This window comes from Streptomyces sp. NBC_00209 (genome assembly GCF_045206345.1).
Taxonomy (GTDB): Bacteria; Actinomycetota; Actinomycetes; order Streptomycetales; family Streptomycetaceae; genus Streptomyces.
Genome location: NZ_CP108121.1, coordinates 2377272 through 2401856 on the forward strand (window position 1 = coordinate 2377272; position 24585 = coordinate 2401856).

Consider the following 24585-nt stretch of genomic DNA (forward strand, 5'->3'; position numbering starts at 1 on the left):
TCCCACTCCGGAAAGGCGGACACCGCATGACGCCGGTCCCCCACCGCAGCCATGCCGACGACCTGCTCACCTTCATCGCCGCCAGCCCCTCCCCGTACCACGCCGTGGCGAGCGCGGCCCAGCGGCTGGAGAAGGCGGGCTTCCGTGAACTGCGCGGAACCGACGACTGGACGGGCACCACGGGCGGCGCCTTCGTCGTCAACGGCGGCGCGCTGATCGCCTGGTACGTTCCCGGGTCGCTGCCCGCCCACACCCCGTTCCGGATCATCGGCACGCACACCGACTCGCCGAACCTGCGGATCAAGCCGACGCCCGACACGAGTTCGGCGGGCTGGCGGCAGGTCGCGGTGGAGATCTACGGCGGGGTGCCGCTCAACACCTGGCTCGACCGCGACCTGGGCATCTCCGGCCGGCTCGCGCTGCGCGCACCGGGCGGCGGGACCGAGTCCCGGCTGGTGCAGATCGACGAGCCGCTCCTGAGGGTGCCGCAGCTGGCGATCCACCTGGACCGCACCGTCAACGACGGGCTCGCCCTGGACCGGCAGCGCCACATCGCGCCCATCTGGTCGCTCGGCGCGGCCGACGAGGGCGCGCTGCTGCGCCGGGTCGCGGCGGCGGCCGAGGCGGAGCCGGGCGAGGTGCTGGGCTGGGACCTGATGCTGCACGACGTGCAACCGCCCGGCTATCTGGGCGCGGAGCGGGAGTTCCTGGTGTCGTCGCGGCTGGACAACCTGGTGTCGGTGCACGCCGGGGTCACCGCGCTGACCGCCGCGGCGACGGCCGCCGAGCCGCCGTCGTACATCCCGGTGCTCGCCGCCTTCGACCACGAGGAGGTCGGCAGCGGCTCGGACACGGGGGCGCAGAGCCCGATGCTGGAGCGGGTGCTGAGCCGGTCGGTGTCGGCCCGGGGCGGCAGCGGGGAGGACTGGTCGCGGGCGCTGGCCGGGGCGTACTGCGTGTCCGCCGACATGGCGCACGCGGTGCACCCGAACTACGCGGAGCGCCACGACCCGGGCCACCACCCGCTGCCCAACGGCGGCCCGACGGTCAAGGTCAACGTCAATCAGCGGTACGCCACCGACTCGACCGGGATCGCGCTGTTCGCGTCGGCCTGCGAGCGGTCGGGTGCCCCGTGGCAGCCGTTCGTCTCCAACAACGCGATGCCGTGCGGCACGTCGATCGGCCCGCTCACGGCGGCCCGGCTCGGGGTGCCGACGGTCGACGTGGGGGTGCCGGGGCTCTCGATGCACTCGGCCCGTGAGTTGTGCGGGGCGCGGGACCCGGGTCATCTGGCGGCGATCCTGACGGCGTTCGTGACGTCCGGATAAGAGGCACGGGTACGGGGAAGGGCCACACCGGCCCTTCCCCGTGGCGGCTACCCTCGGCGAGTACTGGCCGACGAGGGCCTGGGGAAGGCCGGACCAGGACGAACCCCCTGCCTTGGCCACTGCCACCGACCAAGCGGCTTCAAGGAAGTTGAACGATGACGGATCAGGGAACGGCCGAGGGCTACCGCGTCGAGCACGACTCGATGGGCGAGGTCAGGGTGCCCGCCGACGCGAAGTGGCGGGCCCAGACGCAGCGGGCCGTGGAGAACTTCCCGGTCTCCGGCCAGCGGCTGGAGCGGGCCCACATCGAGGCCCTGGCCCTCATCAAGGCCGCCGCCGCCAAGGTCAACGCCGAGCTGAAGGTCCTCGACCCGGAGATCGCGGAGGCCATCCAGGAGGCGGCCGCCGAGGTCGCCGACGGGCGCTGGGACGCGGAGTTCCCGGTCGACGTCTTCCAGACCGGCTCGGGCACCTCCTCGAACATGAACGCCAACGAGGTCCTGGCCACCCTCGCCACCGAGCGCCTGGGCCGCGCGGTCCACCCCAACGACCACGTCAACGCCTCGCAGTCCTCCAACGACGTGTTCCCCTCCTCGATCCACATCGCCGCCACCGCCGCGGTCACCGCCGACCTGATCCCCGCCCTGGACCACCTCGCCGCCGCCCTGGAGCGCAAGGCGGAGGAGTTCGCGACGGTGGTGAAGTCCGGGCGGACCCACCTGATGGACGCCACGCCCGTCACCCTGGGGCAGGAGTTCGGGGGCTACGCCGCCCAGATCCGCCACGGCGTCGAGCGGCTGCGCGCCTCGCTCCCCCGCCTCGCCGAACTCCCCCTCGGCGGAACGGCCGTGGGCACCGGAATCAACACCCCGCCCGGCTTCTCCGCCGCCGTCATCGCCGAGGTGGCCCGCGTCACCGGACTGCCGCTCACCGAGGCCCGCGACCACTTCGAGGCGCAGGGCGCCCGGGACGGCCTGGTGGAGACCTCGGGCCAGCTGCGCACCATCGGCGTCTCGCTCACCAAGATCTGCAACGACCTGCGCTGGATGGCGTCCGGACCGCGCACCGGCCTCGCCGAGATCTCCCTGCCCGACCTCCAGCCCGGCTCCTCGATCATGCCGGGCAAGGTCAACCCGGTCATCCCCGAGGCGGTCCTGATGGTCGCCGCGCAGGTGACCGGGAACGACGCCACGGTCGCCGCCGCGGGCGCCGCCGGGAACTTCGAGCTGAACGTCATGCTCCCGGTCATCGCGAAGAACCTGCTGGAGTCCGTACGGCTGCTCGGCAACGCCTCCCGGCTGCTCGCCGACCGTACGGTGTACGGAATCACGGCGCACGTCGAGCGGGCCAGGGAGTACGCCGAGTCCTCGCCGTCCGTCGTCACCCCGCTGAACAAGTACATCGGCTACGAGGAAGCGGCCAAGGTCGCCAAGAAGTCGCTCGCGGAACGCCGGACGATCCGTGAGGTCGTCCTCGAATCGGGCTACGTGGAGCGCGGAGACCTGACCGAACAGCAGCTCGACGAGGCCCTGGACGTGCTGCGCATGACCCGCCCGTGACGGGCGCCGCCGTGCCGGGGCCGCGCGCTCCGTAGGATCTCTCCATGACGGGTACCGGAGAGACCGAGCGCTGGGCGCCGGGTGACCAGATTCTGTGGCGCTACCGCGGCAACGGCCCCGAACGGCCGGATTCCGCCGCTCACGCGTTCCACATCTGCCGCCCGGTCACGGTCGTCCAGGACACCGAGGAACTGCTCGCGGTGTGGGTGGCGCCCGGCACCGAGTGCGTCAAGCCGGTCCTCGCGGACGGCACCGAGGTGCACGCCGAACCGCTCGCCACCCGCTACACCGCCCCGCGCACGACGGCCCGTTCGCTCTGGCTGGGCAACGGCGTGCTGAAGCTGGCCAGACCCGGCGAGCCCTGGTCCGTCTGGCTGTTCTGGGAGCGCGGCTGGCAGTTCCGCAGCTGGTACGTGAACCTGGAGGAGCCGCGCACCAGGTGGGCCGGGGGCACCGACTCCGAGGACCACTTCCTGGACATCTCCGTCTACCCGGACCGCAGCTGGCTCTGGCGCGACGAGGACGAGTTCGAACAGGCTCAGCGGGTCGGCCTGATCGCGCCGGACACGGCGCGCCGGGTGCGCGAGGCGGGGCGCGAGGCGGTCGGACTGATCCGCTCCTGGGGGGCGCCGTTCCGGGACGGCTGGGAGGACTGGCGGCCCGATCCGGCGTGGCGGGTGCCCGAACTCCCGGACGACTGGGACCGCCGGCCGGACGGTTCGGACCGTACGGCTTCCGCCATGCCGTCGTGAGACCCTTGATGCACCCCAGGGGGGCAAACGTAGGATCGTCCCGAGGAACGCGGCTCGGCCCCAACCGGCAGGCGGGGTGCAGGACCTGACCGTAGGTCATCGTCTCGTCGCGCGGACCGCGCCCTCAAGGGTCGCATCGGCGTCACGAGTCGCACGAGCTGCCCGCATCGCATGAGCCACTACGAGGGGGTGGGGACGTGTCCGCCGGCCGCTGCCGCTCCCATGGAAACGTTGTCACCGGCATCCTGATCGGACATCGCGTTTCGGCCCCGTACGACGGGGAAGGCGATGTCAGCCGTTGTTATTGCCGCTCCTGCCGGGGCACAGTAGCGCCCCACAAGGTGATTGCCTCATACAACCGGCCCGGACGGACGGAATCCCACGCGTGACGGAGCATCCCACCTCCCACGAAGGCCGGCAGCCTCTCGCCGCCCGGCCGCAGGAACGCACCCGGCCGCGGCAGCGGGACGCCGCCGTGGCGGCCGCCGCTGCCGCCACGGCGATCCCGGCACCCACCAAGGGCCCCGCGGGCGCGGCCCCCGATCCACAGGCGGCGACGCGGCGCGAGGGCGACCGGCTGCGCTTCGTGGGGGCCGCGACCCGGCGGATCGCCCGGGGCATCGACCTGGACGAGATCGTGCTCGGGCTGTGCCGGGCCAGCGTGCCGACGTTCTCCGACGCCATACTCGTCTACCTCCGCGACCCGCTGCCCGTCGGCGACGAGCGGCCGGTCAACCCGTTCGTGCTGCGGCTGCGCCGCTCGGACCGGCTGCGGCTGACCGACGAGGAGACCGAGAGCCTGTCGGAGACGGAGCGGCTGCGGCTGCCCGCCGTCGACCCGCAGGCCGACCTGATGCCCGCCGCCGAGCTGTGCGAGGTCCGTGCGGGAAGCGCTCTCGCCGAGGTGCTGCGCGGGGTGCGGCCGGTCTTCGGCGACTCCGCGGCGGCCCGGGTCGCGCTGCCCGAACTGCTGGGCGCCGACCGCACGGTGCCGTCCGGCCACCGGGTGATCCTGGCCCCGCTGCGCGGCCGGCGGCGGGTGATCGGGGCGGCGGTCTTCCTGCGCGGCGCCGAACGCCCGGCCTTCGAGGCCAACGACCTCCTGGTCGCCGCCCAGCTGGCGACGCACACCGCCCTCGGCATCGACAAGGCGGTGCTCTACGGGCGCGAGGCGTACATCGCGGACGAGCTCCAGCGCACAATGCTGCCCGACTCGCTTCCCCAGCCGACCGGCGTGAAACTCGCCTCGCGCTACCTCCCGGCCGCCGAGACGGCCCGGGTCGGCGGCGACTGGTACGACGCGATCCCGCTGCCCGGCAGCCGGGTCGCCCTGGTCGTCGGGGACGTCATGGGCCACTCCATGACCTCCGCCGCGATCATGGGCCAGCTCCGGACCACCGCGCAGACCCTGGCCGGGCTCGACCTGCCCCCGCAGGAGGTCCTGCACCATCTGGACGAGCAGGCGCAGCGCCTCGGCAGCGACCGCATGGCCACCTGCCTCTACGCGGTGTACGACCCCGTCGCGCACCGCATCACCGTCGCCAACGCGGGCCACCCGCCGCCCGTCCTGCTCCACCTGGGCGGCCGCGCCGAGGTGCTTCGGGTGCCCCCGGGCGCCCCGATCGGCGTCGGCGGGGTGGACTTCGAGGCCGTCGAGCTGGACGCCCCGGCCGGTGCGACGCTGCTGCTGTACACCGACGGGCTGGTCGAGTCACGGCTGCGGGACGTGTGGACGGGCATCGAGCTGCTGCGGGAACGGCTCGCCGCGACCGCCCGGCTGACCGGCCCGGACCACTCGCCGCCGCTGGAGGCCCTGTGCGACGACGTGCTGGACATGCTGGGCCCCGGTGACCGCGACGACGACATCGCGCTGCTGGCCGCCCGCTTCGACGGGATCGCGCCGAGCGACGTCGCCTACTGGTTCCTGGACCCGGACGACTCCGCCCCCGGCCGGGCCCGCAGGCTGGCGCGCAGGGCGCTCGGCCGGTGGGGCCTGGACGACCTGTCGGACTCGGTGGAGCTCCTGATCAGCGAGGTGGTCACCAACGCCGTGCGGTACGCGGAGCGCCCGGTGACCCTGCGGCTGCTGCGCACCGAAACGCTGCGCTGCGAGGTCGGCGACGACTCCCCGCAGCTCCCCCGGCAGCGCCGCGCCAAGGACATGGACGAGAACGGGCGCGGCCTGTTCCTGGTCAACCGCCTGGCCCGCCGCTGGGGCGCGACGCGCCTGTCGACGGGCAAGGTGGTGTGGTTCGAGATGCCGACCGGGGGGCGGTGACCCGCCGGTTCAGCAGGTGGCCACCGGGACCGCGGTCACCGGAGCGGCGTCCGTCCCGGGGCCGCGGGTGAAGGCGTAGCACTGCTGTACGGCTGCGCCGCCGACGCTCTCCCGGACGAGCACCGTGATGACGTCCGCGTCGCCGGACCGCCCGACCTTCGTGACGGAGTACGGGCGCTTCCGGTGCGCGGGGTCGAGGACCCGTGCCGCCTCCGCCGGGGTCACCTGACCGGTCATGTTCGCCAGCCGCTTCCGTGCGAGCGTCACGTCGAAGTCGATCAGCCGGCCGCTCCGGCACGCGCTGTCGTCCCGTTCGGCCCGCTTCGCCGTCCACGTCGTGGCGGGTGCCTTCCGCGCGAACGTCAGGGTGAAGCAGCGTTCCGTCCTGACGGGCCCGGCGCCGAGCAGGACCCCCTTCTCGTCGTGGTCCGACGAGAAGGCGGCGGTGGCGGTGTAGGTCCCGTGCTCCGGGTCGTACGCGATGACCGGGGCGTGCGTATGCCGCCGGATGACGCCGACCAGCGCGTCGGGGGCGGTGGACCGCGAGGCCGACAGCGCCCGGACCGTGCCGTCCGAGGCCCGCCGGGCCTGCGCCAGAACGGAGGCCGCGGCCGCCTCCTCCCGCCGCTCGTTCACCCGGTCCGCGTGCCAGGCCGCGTACCAGAAGTACGCGAGCAACGCGGCCGGGACCATCAGCAGCAGGAGACAGCCGGTGGTGGCGCGACGACGAGACCGCCGCCCCGCCACCACCGGACCGCTGGAAATCCCGGCCATCAGCTCCCCGTGTATCCGATGTCGGCCAGGGTCTGGTCCATGACCTGCGCGTACTTCGACGTTCCCGAGCCGTTCGGGTGGAAGGACTCAAGGCTCGCGCAGATGTCGTCCCCGGGCCAGGGAATGCACCAGGTCGGAGTCGCGTCGTCCCCGCTGTGGAAGTCCCCGTCGCCGTTCGGTCCGGCGACGATGTCGTGGATGTACGGGTCGCCGTCGCACACCGCATGGCCGTGGAAGGCCGGGATCGCGTCGGCGAACGTGACCTTGTAGCCCTTCGTGGCCAGGCCCTCGACCATGGTCTTCTGCTCGTCGCGCATGTAGTCGGCCAGGTTGTTCAGCACGTCGTAGTTCCCCGTGGTGCAGGGGTCGTCGGCGACGATGTGCGGGTAACCCATGAGGACGATCCGGGCGTTGTACGCCGCTCCGCTGATCTCCCCGATGAGAGTCTCGGTGGCCTTGACCGCGTCCTGTGCCTTGCCCGTGAAGTCGTCCTCGTCGCAGATGCCCGTGATGTAGCAGTCGGTGACCGCGTTGGTGAAGTTGTCACCGTCGTTGCCGCCGATGGTCAGCATGACCAGGCTCGTGTCCTTGCTGAGGACACCCGAGTCGATCTGGGTCACCTCGTGGTAGTTCCCCATCGAACCCCAGGAATTGGGGTCCCCGGATGTCAGCTGCCACGTTTTCGCACCGGAGCACGAGACGTTCTGGAAGTCCATCGAAGCGTCGTTGCCGTCGGCGAGCGCGCCGATCGACTTGCTGCTGAAGGGCAGGACGACCTTGCGGCCCCAGGAGTTCGCACTGCGACGGCAGGCGTTCCACTGGGAGGTGCCGTGGTCCCGGTCGGACTCGGGCGAGTAGCTGCCGGCTCCCTCACCGGAGGAGTAGGAGTCGCCCATCGCCACGACCATGTGCTTCGGCTTGGCCGAGAGCTTCTGGAACGCGATGGAGGTGAACGCGATGTCGTCGTCGGCCGTACCGTCGGCCGTGGTGTTCGACAGTTCCACCTGGGGTGTGCTGGTGAAGTGGTACGTACCGAGTTCGAACCAGGTGTTGGTGCCGTAGTGGGTGTTCACGTAGCGGTCCCGGTCACCGTCGTCGGTGCCCTTGACGACGTAGTGGGCTTGCTGGGTGTGGGCACCGGTGTCGGGCAGGTGGACGAACACGCGCGCCCAGCCGAGGCTCTGCCCCAGGGTCCAGGTACCGGTGATGGCCATGGGCCCGGTGCCACCGAGGTGCGCCGAGTTGCGGGTGTGGGTGTACCAGAAGTGGCCGTCGTAGCCGCCACCGACCTGATGGAGGTCGGCCTTCGCCTCGTAGTGGCTGTCGGAGTCGGCGTTGAAACCGAACGCGAAGCTGCCCTTGGAGGAGATCGTCCCGCAATCGTCGTTCCACGACTGCGTGCCGTCCGGTACGGAGGCGACCACGAGGGAGCCGGTCGGCGCGCCGTCACATACGGGGGTGCCGTGCTTGAGACGGTAGCCGCGCCCCGGTTCCGAGCGCAGCGTCTCGTACTTGATGTGCTCGTGGCCGCAATTGGTCGCGCAGTCGTCCTTCCACGTCGCGTTCTCCTTGTGCCACCAGTACTGCGCGTAGCACGCCTCGGTGTCGCAGTCCGGCGGGCTGAGGGAGTCGCAGTTGTTGAACGCGTTGCAGAAGACACTCAGGTCCGGGGAGACCTTGCTGCGCTCCGCGTTGCTGACCCACCAGGCGGGATAGAAGCCGGCGGAGCTGAACCCGGATTCGCCCTGCCAGTCCTGCCGTCCGTCCGTGCTGTAGGAGTAGCCCGTGTCGATGGACCAGGCGGACCAGCCCATCACCTTCTCCTCGTACGGCCAGTCCTGCGGGTGCGCCGCGTCGTGGTTCGCGTCGGCGTCCACGCTGGTGTCCATGAAGGGATGGCCCCAGCTCTTCTTGTAGATCGGGTTGGCCGGGTTGTTGTACCAGCCGAGTCCCCAGGGACCGCTGGAATGCGGGGTGGGCGGGTTGAAGCCGAGGTTGTAGTTCCAGACGGCGGTGAACCAGTTCTCCACCTTCGAGGGGTCGTCGTCATTGACGGTGACCTCCTGCCCGGCGGTGTGGACCTCGTTCCACTTGTCGGCGAGGATCTGCACGGACGCGGCGATGTTCACGGCGTAGTCGAGGGCGACGGCCTTCTGCTTCTCCGGCGACAGGCTGGTCTCGCCGGTCTTCTCGTGGCCGGCCAGGCGCATGCCGTCGGTGATCTGCCCGACTCCGTAGCCGCAGTCGGACTCGTCCCAGTGGACCTTCCAGTAGTCGTCCGTCGTGCCGGACGCGTCATGCCCGTAGTAGCCGTCGACGGCCGCGAGCGGGTTGCCCATCTGGCCGGGGACGACGCCGGACTCGGCCTGCCACAGGTTCGACTCCTGGGCCAGGATGCCGAGCATCACGTTGGCGGGGATGCGGGCGGTCGTGGAATCGCCCAGCTTCGGCTTGGGGAAGAGGCCCTGGGGGTCCACGACGCCGAGACCGTACTGGTTGCGCCAGCCGCCGGTGGTGAGCCACTGCGAGCGCAGCTCGCCGCGCACGGCCATGTCCACGGCCCACTCGACCTGGTTCGGGGTCGGCTGCAGGGCCTGGGCGTTCACATCGTTGCGGGAGACGGAACACCAGCGGTCGGGGTCGGTCGGCGTGGTGGAAGCGGCCGCGGCCGTCGCGGTGAGCGCGGAGGACGTGGTCTTCGCCGCGGCCCTGGTCCGGTCGGCCAGAGCCGGCGAGAGAACGGCCGCCGATGCGGCGTCGGCCGCAGCGGGGAGGACGCTCTGCGTCAGCTTCTTCCCGGTGGTGACGGCCGTCGAGGTGACGGTCGTCGGCTCGGCCGCCTCCTCCCCGGCCGGAGGCTGCGGGGCGGGCTCGGCCTTGGTGAACCCGCGGCCCGTGTTCCTGATCCGTTCCAGACCCGCCTGCACCCCCGGGGTGAGCACCGGGTCGACGGCGAGCCGGCCCAGGCCGGAGACCGTCGTGTCGGCGGGCGCGTCGAGCGCGGTCACACCGCTCCCCGCGATACGGGGCTCGCCGGAAGGACGACCGGTGAGGAACACGCGTCCCGCGTCGCCCGGCAGGAGTTCGAGGTCACCGACCTTCCCCGTGGCAAGGACGTCCGGCTTCCCCCGGCCGGTGAACACCTTGGCCTGGGACACGGAGGTGCCCTTGCGGTCCACGAACGCGATCCGGCCGTCCTTGGCGGGCCGGATGTCGAACGGGACGCTGTCCGCGGTGGCCAGCGTGGTCACCTTGCCCGCATGGTCCACGCGGACCAGCCCGTGCCCCCGTCCGGCGAGCGTGCCTCCCTCGGCCGGTACCGCACTGGTGAACTGCCCGTCGAGGGTGGCCTCGTCGAGCGTCTTCCCGGACGTGTTCACGGTGACCAGGCGCGTCTTCATGGTGCGCACGTCGTTCATCCCGCGGTACGCGGTGAACGCGGCCGTCCCCCTCGCGGTGTTGCACGTGGGGTCGAAGTAGGCCAGTGACGCCGTGAACGGCAGCTTCGTCACGCGGCCGGTGTCCAGGTCCACGATCGCGGTGAAGGCGCCACCCTGCATCAGGTCCGGCTTGTTCGTGAAGGCCCTGGGCGCGTAGGCGACCGCGGCATGGGATCGGTCCATGACGCAGGCGTTGCCGATCCACGAGTCCGCGGGCATGCCGGGCTCGGACAGCCTGGCCGCCGTCTTCCACGTGTAGGCGTCCGCGCTGTCGGCGACCAGGATGTGGAGGCCGTCGGTGTCGGCCGCCGCGACCACGGCCCGGTCCTTGGAGCTCTTCCAGCCCTTCCCGAGCTGCCGGTCCGGGTCGGCGACCCGTGCCGGAGGGGCGGGCGCGGTACTGCTCGGGGCCGGAGCGGTCTTCGGTACGGGTGGTGCCGCGACGGCGGGCGCGGCCTGGACCAGACCGCCGATCAGCACGGAGCTGACCGCCAGCACCACGGGTATGGAGGTCGCCCCGACGGATCTTCCGGCTCTCAAGAGTGCTCCCCTGGTCTGCGTCCACGCCGGCCCATGACGGCAGGTCGTGGCGACCTTAGGTGACACGTACAAGGAACTTCCAGGGAACCGGAGTTACATGGCGTAGATACGACAAAGCCGATGAGGACAGACCGTGACGTCACCGACATGGTCGGTGCGGTCGGGCCTGTGGCCTCATCGGCCTTGGCGCGCGGGTCAGCCGGTCACCGCTCGTCGCTGTCGTCCGGTCGCCGGTCCCCCGAGAGGTCCGGGAGCTCCCCTGTGGACGAGGGGTCCGGGCCCGGTTCGGTCGACGGGTTGGGGGGCGGTTCGCTCGTCGCGCCGCCCGAGGGCGAGGCGGGCGGGGAGCTCTGCGGGGACTCGCTGGCCGGCGGGGGCTCGGAGGACGGCGAGGTGGACGGCGAGTGGGAGGGCGAGGGGTCGTCGGAGGGCGAGGTGCTGGGGCTCGGCGAGTGGGTCACGGGCGGCGGACTGACCGCGGCGCCCATGTCCGTGTCGAGGTCGAACTCGCGGGCCTTGCCGACCGAGTGGCCCATGTAGTCGGCCCAGATCTCGGCGGGGAAGCCGCCACCGTTGACGCGTCCGCCGCCACCGGCGCCCTGGAGGGTCACCTGCGCGTTCTTCTTGATCTTCTTGCCGTCGTCGCCGGTGCGGTCGAAGGCGGCCTCGCCGAACAGGCCGACCGAGGTGACCAGGTTGGAGGTGTATCCGGTGAACCAGGCCGACTTGTTGTCGTCGGAGGTGCCGGTCTTGCCGGCGATGTCCGTGTCGGAGAGCCCCTCCGCGTTGCGGACCGCCTTGCGGGCCGTACCGTCGTCCACCACACCGGTCAGCACGGAGGTGACGGAGTCCGCCGCCTGGCGGGAGACCACCTGGTCACCGACGGCCTCGGGCAGGTCGAGCGGGGCGTCGCCCTGGTGCACGGCGCTCTTCACGATCTGCGGGGTGACCTGCCTGCCGTGGTTGTCGAGCGTGGCGTAGACCCCGGCCATCTCCAGCGGGCTCGCGCCCATGGAGCCGAGGGTCATCGCGGGTGCGGCTTCCAGGTCCTTCACGTTCATGCCGAGCTTGCCCGCAGTCGCCAGCACCTTGTCCATGCCGACGTCCACGCCCATCTGCGCGAAGACGGAGTTGACGGACGCGTTCATCGCGGTCTGGACCGTGATCTGCCCGTAGTTGTGGTCGTCCTCGTTCTCCGGCGCGAAGTACCGGTCGCCGCCGACGACCGGGCGCTTGCTGGTGCCGTCGTAGCGGGTGCTCGCGGTGATCTTCTCGTCGTCCTGCGTCTTCGACTCGTTGTCGAGGGCGGAGGCGAGGATGACCGGCTTGAAGGTGGAGGCGGGCTGGTAGTCCCTGCGCCCGGCGTTCGAGATCCAGTGCTCGCTCTGGCCGCGTCCGCCGTACAGCGCGAGGACCGCGCCCGTCTTCGGGTCGACCGAGGCGGCGCCCGCCTGGATGTCCCTGTCCAGCTTGCGCTTCTTGGTGTCCAGCTTGTCGAGCAGCTTGGCCTCGACCGACTTCTCCAGCTGCGCCTGCTTCTTCTGGTCGATGTTGACGGTGATCGTCCAGCCGCCGCGGTCGAACTGGTCCTCGGTGATGCCCGCCTGCTTGATCACGGCCTCGCGGGCCGCCTGGACGATGTAGCCCTTCTGGCCGGCCGTCCCGTTCAGCGGCTTGGGTTCGTGCGGCACCGGGAACGTCTGCTTCTGGCGCTTGGCGGAGTCGAGCCAGCCCTCCTCGACCATGTTGTCCAGCGTGTACGCCCAGCGCGCCTTGACCAGCCGCTTGCCGTTCGGACCGGCGACCGCCCAGTCGTACTGGCTCGGCGCCTGGAGCAGCGCGGCGAGGTAGGCGCCCTGCGAGACGTTCAGGTCCTTGGCGTCCACGCCGTAGTACGCCTGTGCGGCGGCCTGGATGCCCCAGGCGCCGCGTCCGTAGTAGCTGGTGTTGATGTACCCGGCGAGGATTTCCTTCTTGGTCTTCTTCTGGTCCAGCTTCAGGGAGATGACCAGCTCCTTGAGCTTCCGGCTGACCGTCTGGTCCTGGTCCAGGTAGTAGTTCTTGACGTACTGCTGCGTGATGGTCGAGCCACCCTGCTTGCCCTTGCCGGACAGGGTGTTGAGCAGGCCGCGCGCGGTGCCCTTGAAGTCGACGCCGTGGTCCTCGTAGAAGGACTTGTTCTCGGCGGCGACGAAGGTGTCCTGCACCTCCTTGGGCACCTCCGCGAGGCTCACGACCTCGCGGTTCACCTCGCCGGTCCTGGCGAGCAGGGTGCCGTCGGCGTACTTGTAGACGTTCGACTGCAACTCCATCTTGGCGTTGCCCTCCGGCACGTCCACGAGCATGTAGAGCACGGCGAAGGCGCCCATGCCCAGCAGGATCACCCCGAGGGCGGTGCCCAGTAGTTTGCGCCAGGTGAAGAGCCTGCGTATGCCGCCGCTCTTCGCAGCCCGCCGCTGGGCTCGTCGCGCTTCCGCTCGACCCATCGCTTGGTCGCTCCCGTTTCTCTGCTCTGCTCTGCCGAATCAGCCCGGACCTGCCAGCTAACACCGTTGGCAAGGCCGGAAAGCCGACGATCCGAGGTTTTACGGACGTGAGAATCAGCACCCGTCTCCGATGGAACCGACTCCTGAGGGGTGCACAAGGTTGCGAGAACCGTTAATGTGTAATCACATTGCTAGCGACCGGCTAGCTGACCATGACGGGGGCCACCATGACCGATCCGCACGACCCCACCACCGCTGCCCAGCCGCCCGCCGGGCTCGCCCCCGACGCGCCGGACATGCCGGAACCGCAGGTCCGCGAGATGAAGGCGCACAGCATCGGCGGCGGCCTCGGCCTGCTGCTGACCGTGGTCGGCGTGATCGCCGGCATCGCGCTCGCCATCGTCGGAGGCGTGATCGGCAGCGGCGGGAACAACGCCGTGGGCATCCCGCTCTGCATCCTGGGCGTCCTGCTCGCCATCGCCTCGCTCTTCTGCATGGGCGGTGTGAAGATGGTCGCACCGGGCGAGGCGCGGGTGATCCAGCTGTTCGGCCGGTACGTGGGCACCATCCGCACCGACGGACTGCGCTGGGTGAACCCGCTGACCTCCAGCCGCAAGATCTCCACCCGGGTCCGCAACCACGAGACCGCCGTCCTCAAGGTCAACGACGCCTACGGCAACCCGATCGAGCTCGCCGCGATCGTCGTGTGGAAGGTCGAGGACACCGCCCAGGCGCTCTTCGAGGTGGACGACTTCCTGGAGTTCGTGGCCACCCAGACCGAGTCCGCCGTCCGGCACATCGCCCTTGAGTACCCGTACGACGCCCACGACGAGGGCGGCCTGTCGCTGCGGGGCAACGCCGAGGAGATCACCGAGAAGCTGGCCGTCGAGCTGACCGCCCGGGTGCAGGCGGCGGGCGTGCGGATCATCGAGTCGCGTTTCAGCCACCTCGCGTACGCCCCCGAGATCGCCTCCGCGATGCTCCAGCGCCAGCAGGCGGGCGCGGTCGTCGCGGCCCGGCAGCAGATCGTCGAGGGCGCGGTCGGCATGGTCGAGATGGCGCTGACCCGGATCGCCGAGCAGGACATCGTGGAGCTGGACTCGGAGCGGAAGGCGTCCATGGTGAGCAATCTGATGGTGGTCCTGTGCGGTGACCGCGCCGCCCAGCCGGTCCTCAATACGGGCACGCTCTACCAGTGACCGAGGACAGCCCGGAGGAAGCGCGGGAAGCGCCCCGTGCCCGGCCGCGGCAGCGCAAGCAGATGCTGCTGCGGCTGGACCCCGCCGTGCACGACGCGCTGGCCCGCTGGGCGTCGGACGAGCTGCGCAGCGCGAACGCGCAGATCGAGTTCCTGCTGCGCCGGGCGCTCGCCGAGGCGGGCCGGCTGCCGGGCGCCGCGGCCCCCATCCCCCGCCGGGGGCGCCCGCCGAAGCCCGCGCCGGAGCCGCCGGGCGACGAGTAGGACCTGAGGCCCGTCCCGCGAGGGTCGGGCCTTTCACGTGCGCCGTTCGACTGTACTCCCCGCGTATACACAGCAGGTATACACACCATGTAGAGTGCTCCGCATGTCTATCGGCCACACCCTGCTCGGGCTCCTGGAGTCCGGCCCACGCCACGGTTACGACCTCAAGCGGGCGTTTGACGAGAAGTTCGGGCACGACCGCCCCCTGCACTACGGGCAGGTCTACTCGACCATGTCCCGGCTGCTGAAGAACGGCCTTGTCGAGGTCGACGGCGTGGAGAGCGGGGGCGGCCCCGAGCGCAAGCGCTACGCGATCACGGACGCCGGCATCACCGATGTCGCCACCTGGCTCGCGCAGCCCGAGAAGCCGGAGCCGTACCTCCAGTCGACCCTGTACACCAAGGTCGTCCTGGCCATGCTCACCGGCCGCGACGCGGCCGACGTGCTGGACGCCCAGCGCTCCGAGCACCTGCGCCTGATGCGCATCCTCACCGACCGCAAGCGACGGGGCGACCTCGCCGATCAGCTGATCTGCGACCACGCCCTGTTCCATCTCGAAGCCGATCTGCGCTGGCTGGAACTCACCGCCGCCCGCCTCGGCCAGCTCCAGAAAGTGGTGGCCCCGTGACCCCCGCCGGCTCCCTGCTCTCCGCGCACGACCTGCACAAGACCTACGGCTCGACCCCCGCGCTCGACGGCGCCTCGTTCTCCGTCCACCCCGGCGAGGTCGTCGCCGTGATGGGCCCCTCCGGCTCCGGCAAGTCCACACTGCTGCACTGCCTCGCCGGAATCATCACCCCGGACTCCGGCACCATCACCTACGACGGCCGCGAGCTGTCCGCCATGTCCGACGCGGAGCGCAGCGCCCTGCGCCGCACCGACTTCGGGTTCGTCTTCCAGTTCGGCCAGCTCGTGCCCGAGCTCACCTGCGTGGAGAACGTCGCCCTGCCGCTCCGCCTGGCCGGCACCCGCCGCAAGGACGCCGAGCGCACCGCCCGCTCCTGGATGGAGCGCCTGGAGGTCGAGGACATCGGCGCCCAGCGCCCCGGCGAGGTCTCCGGCGGCCAGGGCCAGCGCGTCGCCGTGGCCCGCGCGCTCGCCGCGTCCCCGAAGGTGATCTTCGCGGACGAGCCGACCGGCGCCCTGGACTCCCTCAACGGCGAGCGCGTCATGCAGCTGCTCACCGACGCCGCCCGCTCCTCCAACGTCGCGGTGGTCCTGGTGACCCACGAGGCCCGCGTCGCCGCCTACTCCGACCGCGACGTCACCGTGCGCGACGGCCGGGCCCGTGACCTGGAGCACGCCGTATGACACTCCTGGACGAGAAGCGGACCCCGGCCCCCGCGCCCGCTCCGCCGGCCCGCCCCTCCCGCACCGCACCCTGGCTGCGCGACCTCGCCCTCGGCGTCCGGTTCGCCGCCTCCGGCGGGCGCGAGGGCTGGACCCGCACGATGCTCACCGCCGTCGGCGTCGGCCTCGGCGTCGCGCTGCTGTTCCTCGCCGCCTCGGTGCCGCACGCGCTCGACGCGCGCAACGACCGCGACACGGCCCGCAGCGAGACCAAGATCTCCGAGAACCCGGACGCACAGGCCAAGAAGTCCGACACCTCGGTCCTGCGGGTCGCGGCCGACACCGAGTTCCACGACCGCAGCATCAGCGGCTATCTGATGCGCGCGGAGGGCGGCCACCCGGTGCTCCCGCCGGGCATCGACGCCATGCCCGCCGCCGGCGAGATGACCGTCTCCCCCGCCCTGAAGGACCTGCTGAACGACCCGGCCAACGCCCTGCTCAAGGAGCGTTACCCGTACAGGATCACCGGCACCATCGCGGACGACGGACTGCGGTCGCCCAACGAGCTGATGTTCTACGCAGGCAGCGACACCCTGACCCCGGCCGCGGGCGGCCACCGCGTCACCGGATACGGCGAGCCCGAACCGACCCCGCCGCTCGCCCCGCTGCTCCTGGTGCTGGTGATCATGGTCTGCGTGGTGCTGCTCGCGCCCGTCGCCATCTTCATCGCCACCGCCGTACGCTTCGGCGGCGACCGCCGCGACCGCCGGCTGGCCGCGCTGCGCCTGGTCGGTACGGACATCAGGTCGACCCGGCGGATCGCGGCGGGCGAGGCCCTGTTCGGCTCCGCGCTCGGTGTGCTCATCGGCCTCGTCCTCTTCCTGGCGGGGCGGCAGTTCGTGAGCCACATCGAGGTCTGGGACGTCAGCGCCTTCCCCTCGGACCTCGCCCCCGACCTGCGGCTCTGCCTGCTCATCGCGGTCGCCGTCCCGCTGACCGCGGTGCTGGTCACGCTGTCCGCGATGCGCTCCGTGGTCATCGAACCGCTCGGGGTCGTACGCAACAACCGCGCCCGCAAGCGCCGCCTGTGGTGGCGGCTGGCGCTCCCCCTCGCAGGGCTCGGCCTGCTCGCGCTCAAGGGCCAGTCCGGCGAGTACGAGGTCGTCAACCCGTACCCCATCACCATCGGCGCGGTCCTGGTCCTCCTGGGACTCGCCCTGCTGCTGCCGTGGCTGGTCGAGGCGTGCGTGAACCGGCTGCGCGGCGGCCCGGTGCCCTGGCAGCTCGCCACCCGCAGGCTGCAGCTGAGCAGCGGAACCGCCTCCCGGGCCGTCAGCGGCGTCACCGTGGCGGTGGCCGGCGCGGTGGCCGTGCAGATGTTGTTCGCCTCGATGAACGCCGACTTCAACAAGGCCACCGGGCAGGACCCCACCCGCGCCCAGTTCTACGCCGTGTCGCAGAAGGTCGGCGGCAACGCCGCCGTGGAGACGATCGACGAGTTCCGCGCCACCAAGGGCGTCACCCAGGTCATCGGCATGGTCGAGGCGTACGTCACCAAACCCGGGAAGTACGCCGACGGGGAGATGCAGCCCACCACGTCGCTGAACGTCGGCGACTGCGCCACCCTGCGCGAGGTCGCCCGCATCGGCTCCTGCAAGGACGGCGACTCCTTCGTCGTGCACCCCAGGAACGACAAGGACATGGCCGGCTGGATGGACAAGACCGCCCGCAAGGGCAAGGAGGTCGAGTTCGAGTCGGGCACCGGCAGGAAGCTGCGCTGGACGCTGCCCGCCGACGCGAAGACCGTCGTCAGCCGCAAGGACCCGATCGGCGAGGACCGCTGGGGGATCATGGTCACCCCGGGGGCGATCGACGCGACCAACCTGCCGGGCGCGATCACCGTCTCGCAGATCCGCATCGACGAGAGCGTCCCGGACGCCGCCGAGTACGTACGCAACACGGCGGCCCGCCTCGACCCCGGCATGCGCCTGGTCACCCTGACGTCCGTCGCACGCGACCGCCAGTACGCCAGCGTCCAGACCGGCCTCCAGGTCGGTGCCACGGTCACCCTGCTGCTGATCGCGGCCTCCATGCTGGTCTCCCAGCTGGAGCAGCTGCGCGAGCGCAAGCGGCTGCTGTCGGTCCTGGTCGCCTTCGGCACCCGGCGGGCCACACTCGCCTGGTCGGTGCTCTGGCAGACCGCGCTCCCGGTGGTCATCGGGCTCGCGGTGGCGGTGGCCGGCGGTCTCTCGCTGGGCGCGGCGCTGTGCTGGATGGTCGGCAAGTCGGTCGATGACTGGCTGGTGTTCCTCCCCCTGGCCGGGGCGGGCGGGGCGCTCATCCTGCTGGTCACGCTGCTGTCCCTGCCGCCGCTGTGGCGCATGATGCGACCGGACGGGCTGCGCAGCGAGTAGTCCTCCCCTGCGGGCGGCTGGGCCTGATTCGTACAGCTGTACGAATCAGGCCCGGCCGCCCGTCACGCGTACCGGCAGCGCCCGCATCGTCTCGCGCAGCGCCGCCGCCAGCTCCTCGAACTCCTCCCGCCGCGCCGCCCCGGTCCGCATCGCCAGCGCCACCCGCCGCGTCGGGGCCGGGTCCGCGAAATACCCCGTGGTCAGCGCCTCGTTGCGGGCGGTCTCGACGGTGACCGCGGTGCGCGGCAGCAGCGTCACGCCGAGGCCCCCGGCCACCAGCTGCACCAGTGTGGAGAGCCCGGCCGCGGTCGTGGTGACCGGCGCGCCCTCCGTACGGCCGGCCTCGCGGCAGATGTCGAGCGCCTGGTCCCGCAGGCAGTGCCCCTCGTCCAGGAGGAGCAGCGGGAGCTTCCGGAGCGCGTCGCGGGGGATGTCGGCGCGCCCGCCGAGCGGGTGGCCGCGGTCCATGACGAGCACGAAGTCCTCGTCGAAGAGCGGGAGCTCGCTGACCCCGGGGACGCCGAGCGGCACGGCGAGGAGCAGCAGGTCGAGCCGTCCGGCGCCCAGCCCCTCGATCAGCGAGGAGGTCTGCTCCTCGTGCACCTGGAGGTCGAGGGCCGGGTAGCGCTCGTGGACCAGCCGCAGCACGGCCGGCAGCAGATACGGGGCGACGGTCGGGATCACGCCGAGCCTGAGCACTCCGGTGAAGGGGGCGCGGACCGCCTCGGCCTCCTCCAGGAGCTCGCCGACGGCGTCGAGCACGACGCGCGCCCGCACCGCGAGCCGTTCCCCGGCGGGCGAGAGCAGCACCTTGCGCGTCGTACGCTCGATGAGCTGGGCACCCAGTGCCTCCTCCAGCGCGGACACGGCCCCGGAGAGCGCGGGCTGACTCATCCCGATTGCGGCCGCCGCGTCCCGGAAGTGCAGATGTTCGGCGACGGCGGCGAAGGCGCGCAGCTGCGAGAGACTGGGCTGTTTGGGCCGGTTGCCCGGATTGCTCTGCGCCACTGATAGGCACCTCCGATCATCGCGACCGAGTGTAGCTATTTCCGCGATCAATGCACTCTGTGCCATGGTGGAGATCGTCCAACCCCCAGGAACTCCCTCAAAAGGGGAGAACCTACGCTGCAAGGAGAGCGCGTGCTCACTGTCGGTGACAAGTTCCCCGAGTTCGATCTGACCGCCTGCGTGTCGCTGGAGAGCGGCAAGGAGTTCGAGCAGATCAACCACAAGACCTACGAGGGTCAGTGGAAGATCGTCTTCGCGTGGCCGAAGGACTTCACCTTCGTGTGCCCCACCGAGATCGCCGCCTTCGGGAAGCTGAACGACGAGTTCGCCGACCGTGACGCCCAGGTCCTCGGCTTCTCCGGCGACTCCGAGTTCGTGCACCACGCCTGGCGCAAGGACCACCCGGACCTGACCGACCTGCCCTTCCCGATGCTGGCCGACTCGAAGCACGAGCTGATGCGCGACCTCGGCATCGAGGGCGAGGACGGCTTCGCGCAGCGCGCCGTCTTCATCGTGGACCAGAACAACGAGATCCAGTTCACGATGGTGACCGCCGGTTCCGTGGGCCGTAACCCCAAGGAGGTCCTGCGGGTCCTCGACGCCCTGCAGACCGACGAGCTGTGCCCGTGCAACTGGACCAAGGGCGAGAACACCCTGGACCCGGTCGCGCTCCTCTCGGGCGAGTGAGCTGACACCGACATGGCTCTCGATGAACTGAAGTCCGCCCTACCCGACTTCGCCAAGGACCTGAAGCTGAACCTCGGTTCGGTCATCGGCAACAGCGAGCTCCCGCAGCAGCAGCTCTGGGGCACCGTCCTGGCCTGCGCGATCGCCTCGCGCTCGCCGAAGGTGCTGCGCGAGCTGGAGCCGGAGGCGAAGGCGAACCTCTCCGCGGAGGCGTACACCGCCGCGAAGTCGGCCGCCGCCATCATGGCGATGAACAACGTCTTCTACCGCACCCGCCACCTGCTCTCGGACCCCGAGTACGGGAACCTGCGCGCGGGTCTGCGGATGAACGTCATCGGCAAGCCTGGCGTGGAGAAGGTCGACTTCGAGCTGTGGTCGCTCGCCGTCTCCGCGATCAACGGCTGCGGCCAGTGCCTGGACTCGCACGAGCAGGTGCTCCGCAAGGCCGGCGTGGACCGTGAGACCATCCAGGAAGCCGTCAAGATCGCCTCGGTGATCCAGGCGGTGGGTGTGACTCTCGACGCCGAGGCTGTACTCGCCGAGTAGGCACCGTACCCTGAATACGAGAAGGGCCCCGAGGACGACCGACCGTCCGAGGGGCCCTTCTTCCTGTGCGTACGCGCTACGAGACGTCCGGTGACGGCTCTTCCCCGCCCTTCTCCGGCGGGGCACCGGAGGCCGGCGCCGCGTCCAGCGCGGTCGACCCGTGCGGGGGCGGCGAGTGGCGGCGCGACTCCTCCTGCCCGTAACTGCGCAGATAGCCGACCACCGTGTTGGTCACCGCGACCAGCGGCACCGCCACCACCGCACCGCCGATCCCGGCGATCATGCCGCCCGCCGCGACCGAGAGCACCACGGCCAGCGGGTGCACCCGCACCGCCCGGCCCAGGATGAACGGCTGGAGGACGTGGCCCTCGATCTGCTGCACCGCGAGGACCACGGCCAGCACCATCAGCGCGGTGAACACACCCTCCGTGACCAGCGCGACGACCACCGCCAGCGCCCCGGAGACCACCGCGCCGACGAGCGGGATGAAGGCGAACAGGAAGATGAAGACGGCCAGCGGCACCGCCATCGGCACGTTGAGGAAGTAGATCCCGAGCCCGATGAAGATCGCGTCGATCAGGGCCACGATGACCGTGCCGCGCACATAGGCGGTCAGCGTCCGCCAGGCGCGCGGCCCGGCCCCGGCGACCCCGGGCCTCGCCTGCGCGGGCACCAGCTTGAGCACCCACTGCCAGATGCGCGCGCCGTCGTAGAGCAGGAAGAGCGTCGAGAACATCGCGAGCAGCGCGCCGGTCATGAACTCCACGACCACGGTGACGCCCTGGAGTCCCGCGGTGGTGATCGCCTCGGTGTTGGTGCCGACGGTGTCGCTGAGGTTCTTGGCGATGTCGTTGATCTGTTTGTCGGTCACATGGAACGGGCTGTCCAGCAGCCAGTTCTTGAGGTCGTCGATCCCCTTGGTCACCTTGTCGGACAGGGTGTCGATGTTGTCCATGACCTGCCACACCACGAACCAGCCGACCAGGCCCATGATGACGAAGCCGGAGATCGCGGTGACGGCCGTCGCCAGGCCCCTCGGCAGCCCGTGGCGCCGCAGCCGGGCCACGGTCGGCTGGAGCAGCGCGGTGACGAGCAGCGCGGCGACGAACGCCAGCACGACCAGCTGCACGGCGCTGATGACCCGCATCAGCACCCACAGGGTCCCCGCCAGCACCAGCAGCCGCCAGCCCGCCTCGGCCGCGACCCTCATCCCCCAGGGGATCGCCGCGACCGGATCGGGCCGCGCGGCCACGCTGGGCGCGTAGGTGGGCGGGGCGGGCACCTGGTCGACGTGGGCCGCTTCGTCCTCCCCCGACCCCGCCGGGACCCGCGCGTGCGGGTCCGCTTCGGCGAGCAGGGGGTCGTCGGCCTCCGTCTCGGCCCGTCGTTCGTCAAGGCGCTCGCCCAGCCTGCTCAGCTCAGCACCCACTTGTCCGAGCCACCCCGGCAGTTTCGACATAACGCTTCCTCTACCCCCGTCCGCTCTCCCCACCGCTCCCCCGGGAGCGTTCCGCACGACCGTACACGCGTGAAGCCCCCCGCCGTAGGACGGCGGGGGGCTTCACGAGGTTGAGCTGTGAACCCTGGTTCTAGTACCAGTGGTTGGCCTGCCAGAAGGACCAGGCACCGCAGGGGCTCTTGTAGCGGCCGTCCATGTAGCTGAGGCCCCACTTGATCTGGGTGGCCGGGTTGGTCATCCAGTCGGCACCGGCCGAAGCCATCTTGGAGCCGGGAAGGGCCTGTACGAGACCGTAGGCGCCCGAACCGGGGTTGCTCGCCCGGTAGTTCCAGCTCGACTCGTGGTTCACGATGTTGCTGAAGCACTGGAACTGGTCGGCCGGCACGATCTGCCGCGCCATGGCCTGGACCTCGGCGACGCTGTACGAGCTCTGCACGGCGAACGACGTGGAGCGGACCTCGGAGCGGCTTGCGCGCTCCTCGCGGTCCTTCTTCTCCTGGCGCTCGCGCTCCAGCCGGTCCTCGGCGGCCTGCTTCTTGGACTTCGCGTCCTTGGCGGCCTGGACCCGCGCGGTCTCCTCCGCGGACTTCTTCGCCGCGGCGTCGGCCGCGGACGCCTGGGCGTCGGCCTGCTGCGTCAGCGAAGCGGTCTGCACCTGGGCCTGCTGGCCCGCGGGGATGTCTGCGAGCAGCGTGGTGTCGGCTGCGGTCGCCTCGAAGTTGTTGTCGTCGGCAGCAGGAGTGCTGCCCGATGCAACGCCTACGACGGCGCCTACGGTGGTGACCGCGGTGGCGGATGCCACGGCGAACCCCCGGACCGAAATCCGGCTCACACGGTGTCCTTCCAGCATCGCCCGCTTAGGTGACCTCGCGGGCGCAATCGTGCCCCTGGCACTGGCCTCCCTACTGCTTGGGTCACGGGAAGGCACGGGCCCGGTGGGCGACTCCCCTGAGGGAGCGCCGCGTGGTACTCGCGGGCGGCATACGGACGGCGGTTGTTGAGTTGTGTGGTGCGTGGCGCCTCTGGAGGTGCCGGTGTGCCGTATGCGGGGCCTGACGGAAGCAAGACTCTGCCGGAACGGGACCGGGGGAAGCAATTCTCCGTTGCGTGTGAAAGGTCACACCTCGTTTGGCGGACCTGAATGACGGAAAAGGCGCCGGAACACGCCACCGCCCGGCTAGGCTGCTTGGCCCGCCGGGCGGCGTCAACGTCCCAACCCGTATCAGATCTGACCTTCCTCCAGCATTTCGGTCACCAGTGCGGCGATGCGGGAACGCTCCGAACGCGTGAGCGTCACATGAGCGAAGAGCGGGTGCCCCTTCAGCTTCTCGACCACGGCGACCACACCGTCGTAACGGCCGACCCTGAGATTGTCCCGCTGGGCCACGTCATGGGTGAGGACGACCCGGGAATTCGTGCCGATCCTGGACAACACGGTCAGCAGGACGTTCCGTTCGAGCGACTGGGCCTCGTCCACGATCACGAAGGCGTCGTGCAGGGAACGGCCCCGGATATGGGTGAGCGGCAGGATCTCCAGCATCCCGCGCCCCAGCACCTCCTCGATGACCTCGCGCCCGGAGACGGCCGAGAGGGTGTCGAAGACGGCCTGCGCCCAGGGGCTCATCTTCTCGGCCTCGCTGCCGGGGAGATAGCCGAGCTCCTGCCCGCCCACCGCGTACAGCGGGCGGAAGACCATCACCTTCTTGTGCTGCCCGCGCTCCAGCACCGCTTCGAGCCCCGCGCAGAGCGCCAGCGCCGACTTTCCGGTGCCGGCCCGGCCGCCCAGCGAGACGATGCCGACCTCCTGGTCGAGCAGCAGGTCCAGGGCGATGCGCTGTTCGGCGCTGCGGCCGTGGATGCCGAACGCCTCCCGTTCGCCGCGGACGAGCCGCACATCGCCCTCGGGCGTGACCCGGCCGAGCGCCTTGCCGCGTTCGGACTGGAGGACCAGGCCGGTGTGCACGGGCAGCTCGGCGGCCTCGGGGACGTACAGCGTCTCCTCGGCGAAGAGCAGGTCCACCTGGTCGGCGGCGAGGGACAGTTCGGCCATCCCCGTCCAGCCGGAGTCGGTGATCGCCAGCTCCGCCCGGTACTCCTCGGCGAGGAGGCCGACCGATGACGCCTTGATGCGCAGCGGGAGGTCCTTGGAGACGACCGTGACGTCGTACCCCTCGGCCTGGAGGTTGCGCGCGACCGCCAGGATCCGTGAGTCGTTGTCCCCCAACCGGTAGCCGGCGGGCAGGACGCCGGGATCGGAGTGGTTGAGCTCGACGCGGAGCGTCCCGCCGAGGTCCCCGAGGGGGATCGGCGCGTCCAGCCGGCCGTAGCGGACCCGGAAGTCGTCCAGCAGGCGCAGGGCCTGGCGGGCGAAGTAGCCGAGCTCCGGATGGTGCCGTTTGGCCTCCAGTTCCGTGACCACGACGACGGGGAGCACGACCTCGTGCTCGTCGAAGCGGGCCATGGCGTTCGGATCGGCCAGCAGGACGCTGGTGTCGAGAACGTAGGTGCGCCTGTCGGGCAGGCGGCGCTTTGTGCTGGTCACCACGGAAGGACGTACCCCCT

18 protein-coding genes are annotated in these 24585 nt (G+C 70.9%); 11 read left to right on the plus strand and 7 right to left on the minus strand.

Going from position 1 to position 24585, the window contains the following annotated elements:
* The first annotated feature begins 26 nt into the window (after positions 1-26).
* The 4 genes from OG867_RS10320 to OG867_RS10335 all read left to right on the plus strand — a co-directional run bounded on the left by OG867_RS10320 (position 27) and on the right by OG867_RS10335 (position 5917).
* Positions 27-1328 (plus strand): M18 family aminopeptidase, encoded by a 1302-nt coding sequence (locus OG867_RS10320; RefSeq protein ID WP_406284459.1) that lies wholly within the window; start codon positions 27-29, stop codon positions 1326-1328.
* A gap of 155 nt (positions 1329-1483) precedes the next feature.
* The gene (locus OG867_RS10325) at positions 1484-2887 is read left to right on the plus strand and encodes a class II fumarate hydratase (protein ID WP_406284461.1); all 1404 of its coding nucleotides are present in this window, start codon (positions 1484-1486) and stop codon (positions 2885-2887) included.
* Positions 2888-2931: 44 nt separating this feature from the next.
* Positions 2932-3639 (plus strand): DUF402 domain-containing protein, encoded by a 708-nt coding sequence (locus OG867_RS10330; RefSeq protein WP_328902063.1) that lies wholly within the window; start codon positions 2932-2934, stop codon positions 3637-3639.
* 385 nt (positions 3640-4024) lie between these two features.
* Complete coding sequence (locus tag OG867_RS10335; RefSeq protein WP_406284463.1) at positions 4025-5917, plus strand: SpoIIE family protein phosphatase; 1893 nt, start codon at positions 4025-4027, stop codon at positions 5915-5917.
* A gap of 9 nt (positions 5918-5926) precedes the next feature.
* Here OG867_RS10335 and OG867_RS10340 read toward each other — a convergent pair whose 3' ends face one another.
* The 3 genes from OG867_RS10340 to OG867_RS10350 form a co-directional block, all read right to left on the minus strand.
* A complete protein-coding gene (locus OG867_RS10340; protein WP_406284465.1) occupies positions 5927-6691 on the minus strand; it encodes a hypothetical protein in 765 nt (254 codons plus the stop codon).
* A complete protein-coding gene (locus OG867_RS10345) occupies positions 6691-10671 on the minus strand; it encodes an SGNH/GDSL hydrolase family protein (protein ID WP_406284467.1) in 3981 nt (1326 codons plus the stop codon). Before OG867_RS10345 ends, OG867_RS10340 begins: the two co-directional genes overlap by 1 nt.
* Before the next feature lie 203 nt (positions 10672-10874).
* Complete coding sequence (locus OG867_RS10350) at positions 10875-13157, minus strand: transglycosylase domain-containing protein (RefSeq protein ID WP_406284469.1); 2283 nt, start codon at positions 13155-13157, stop codon at positions 10875-10877.
* Positions 13158-13384: 227 nt separating this feature from the next.
* Between OG867_RS10350 and OG867_RS10355 the strand changes: the two genes are divergently transcribed.
* From OG867_RS10355 to OG867_RS10375, 5 genes are all read left to right on the plus strand, one after another.
* Positions 13385-14356 carry an SPFH domain-containing protein gene (locus OG867_RS10355; RefSeq protein ID WP_328902058.1) on the plus strand — a complete coding sequence of 324 codons (972 nt, stop codon included), beginning with the start codon at positions 13385-13387 and terminating at the stop codon, positions 14354-14356.
* Complete coding sequence (locus tag OG867_RS10360) at positions 14353-14619, plus strand: hypothetical protein (RefSeq protein WP_406284472.1); 267 nt, start codon at positions 14353-14355, stop codon at positions 14617-14619. Before OG867_RS10355 ends, OG867_RS10360 begins: the two co-directional genes overlap by 4 nt.
* A 103-nt stretch (positions 14620-14722) precedes the next feature.
* Positions 14723-15247, plus strand: a complete 525-nt coding sequence (locus tag OG867_RS10365) for a PadR family transcriptional regulator (RefSeq protein ID WP_406284473.1) — start codon at positions 14723-14725, stop codon at positions 15245-15247.
* Positions 15244-15930, plus strand: a complete 687-nt coding sequence (locus tag OG867_RS10370) for an ABC transporter ATP-binding protein (protein ID WP_018100930.1) — start codon at positions 15244-15246, stop codon at positions 15928-15930. Before OG867_RS10365 ends, OG867_RS10370 begins: the two co-directional genes overlap by 4 nt.
* Complete coding sequence (locus OG867_RS10375) at positions 15927-18323, plus strand: ABC transporter permease (RefSeq protein WP_406284475.1); 2397 nt, start codon at positions 15927-15929, stop codon at positions 18321-18323. Before OG867_RS10370 ends, OG867_RS10375 begins: the two co-directional genes overlap by 4 nt.
* Positions 18324-18368: 45 nt before the next feature.
* On the opposite strand, the gene OG867_RS10380 is transcribed toward OG867_RS10375, so the two are convergent.
* On the minus strand, positions 18369-19331 hold the full coding sequence (locus OG867_RS10380) for a hydrogen peroxide-inducible genes activator (protein WP_328902054.1): 963 nt from the start codon (positions 19329-19331) through the stop codon (positions 18369-18371).
* 132 nt (positions 19332-19463) lie between these two features.
* On the opposite strand from OG867_RS10380, the gene OG867_RS10385 reads away from it, so the two are divergent.
* The gene (locus OG867_RS10385; protein WP_014154322.1) at positions 19464-20018 is read left to right on the plus strand and encodes a peroxiredoxin; all 555 of its coding nucleotides are present in this window, start codon (positions 19464-19466) and stop codon (positions 20016-20018) included.
* A 12-nt stretch (positions 20019-20030) separates the two neighbouring features.
* A complete protein-coding gene (locus OG867_RS10390) occupies positions 20031-20564 on the plus strand; it encodes an alkyl hydroperoxide reductase (RefSeq protein ID WP_328902053.1) in 534 nt (177 codons plus the stop codon).
* 76 nt (positions 20565-20640) lie between these two features.
* Here the strand turns inward: OG867_RS10390 and OG867_RS10395 are convergent, their stop codons facing one another.
* The 3 genes from OG867_RS10395 to OG867_RS10405 all read right to left on the minus strand — a co-directional run bounded on the left by OG867_RS10395 (position 20641) and on the right by OG867_RS10405 (position 24568).
* The gene (locus OG867_RS10395) at positions 20641-22023 is read right to left on the minus strand and encodes an AI-2E family transporter (RefSeq protein ID WP_328902052.1); all 1383 of its coding nucleotides are present in this window, start codon (positions 22021-22023) and stop codon (positions 20641-20643) included.
* Positions 22024-22153: 130 nt separating this feature from the next.
* Positions 22154-22855 carry a transglycosylase SLT domain-containing protein gene (locus OG867_RS10400; protein WP_328902051.1) on the minus strand — a complete coding sequence of 234 codons (702 nt, stop codon included), beginning with the start codon at positions 22853-22855 and terminating at the stop codon, positions 22154-22156.
* Between the two features lie 390 nt (positions 22856-23245).
* Positions 23246-24568, minus strand: coding sequence for a PhoH family protein (locus OG867_RS10405; RefSeq protein WP_328902050.1), 1323 nt, complete (start codon positions 24566-24568; stop codon positions 23246-23248).
* Positions 24569-24585: the final 17 nt, after the last annotated feature.

Bases quoted from the DNA above. Each gene is read 5' to 3' on its own strand.
- OG867_RS10325 (WP_406284461.1), top strand. From the start codon at position 1,484: ATGACGGATCAGGGAACGGCCGAGGGCTACCGCGTCGAGCACGACTCG.
- OG867_RS10365 (WP_406284473.1), top strand. From the start codon at position 14,723: ATGTCTATCGGCCACACCCTGCTCGGGCTCCTGGAGTCCGGCCCACGC.
- OG867_RS10395 (WP_328902052.1), bottom strand. From the start codon at position 22,023: ATGTCGAAACTGCCGGGGTGGCTCGGACAAGTGGGTGCTGAGCTGAGC.
- OG867_RS10390 (WP_328902053.1), top strand. From the start codon at position 20,031: ATGGCTCTCGATGAACTGAAGTCCGCCCTACCCGACTTCGCCAAGGAC.
- OG867_RS10330 (WP_328902063.1), top strand. From the start codon at position 2,932: ATGACGGGTACCGGAGAGACCGAGCGCTGGGCGCCGGGTGACCAGATT.
- OG867_RS10355 (WP_328902058.1), top strand. From the start codon at position 13,385: ATGACCGATCCGCACGACCCCACCACCGCTGCCCAGCCGCCCGCCGGG.
- OG867_RS10340 (WP_406284465.1), bottom strand. From the start codon at position 6,691: ATGGCCGGGATTTCCAGCGGTCCGGTGGTGGCGGGGCGGCGGTCTCGT.
- OG867_RS10350 (WP_406284469.1), bottom strand. From the start codon at position 13,157: ATGGGTCGAGCGGAAGCGCGACGAGCCCAGCGGCGGGCTGCGAAGAGC.
- OG867_RS10375 (WP_406284475.1), top strand. From the start codon at position 15,927: ATGACACTCCTGGACGAGAAGCGGACCCCGGCCCCCGCGCCCGCTCCG.
- OG867_RS10320 (WP_406284459.1), top strand. From the start codon at position 27: ATGACGCCGGTCCCCCACCGCAGCCATGCCGACGACCTGCTCACCTTC.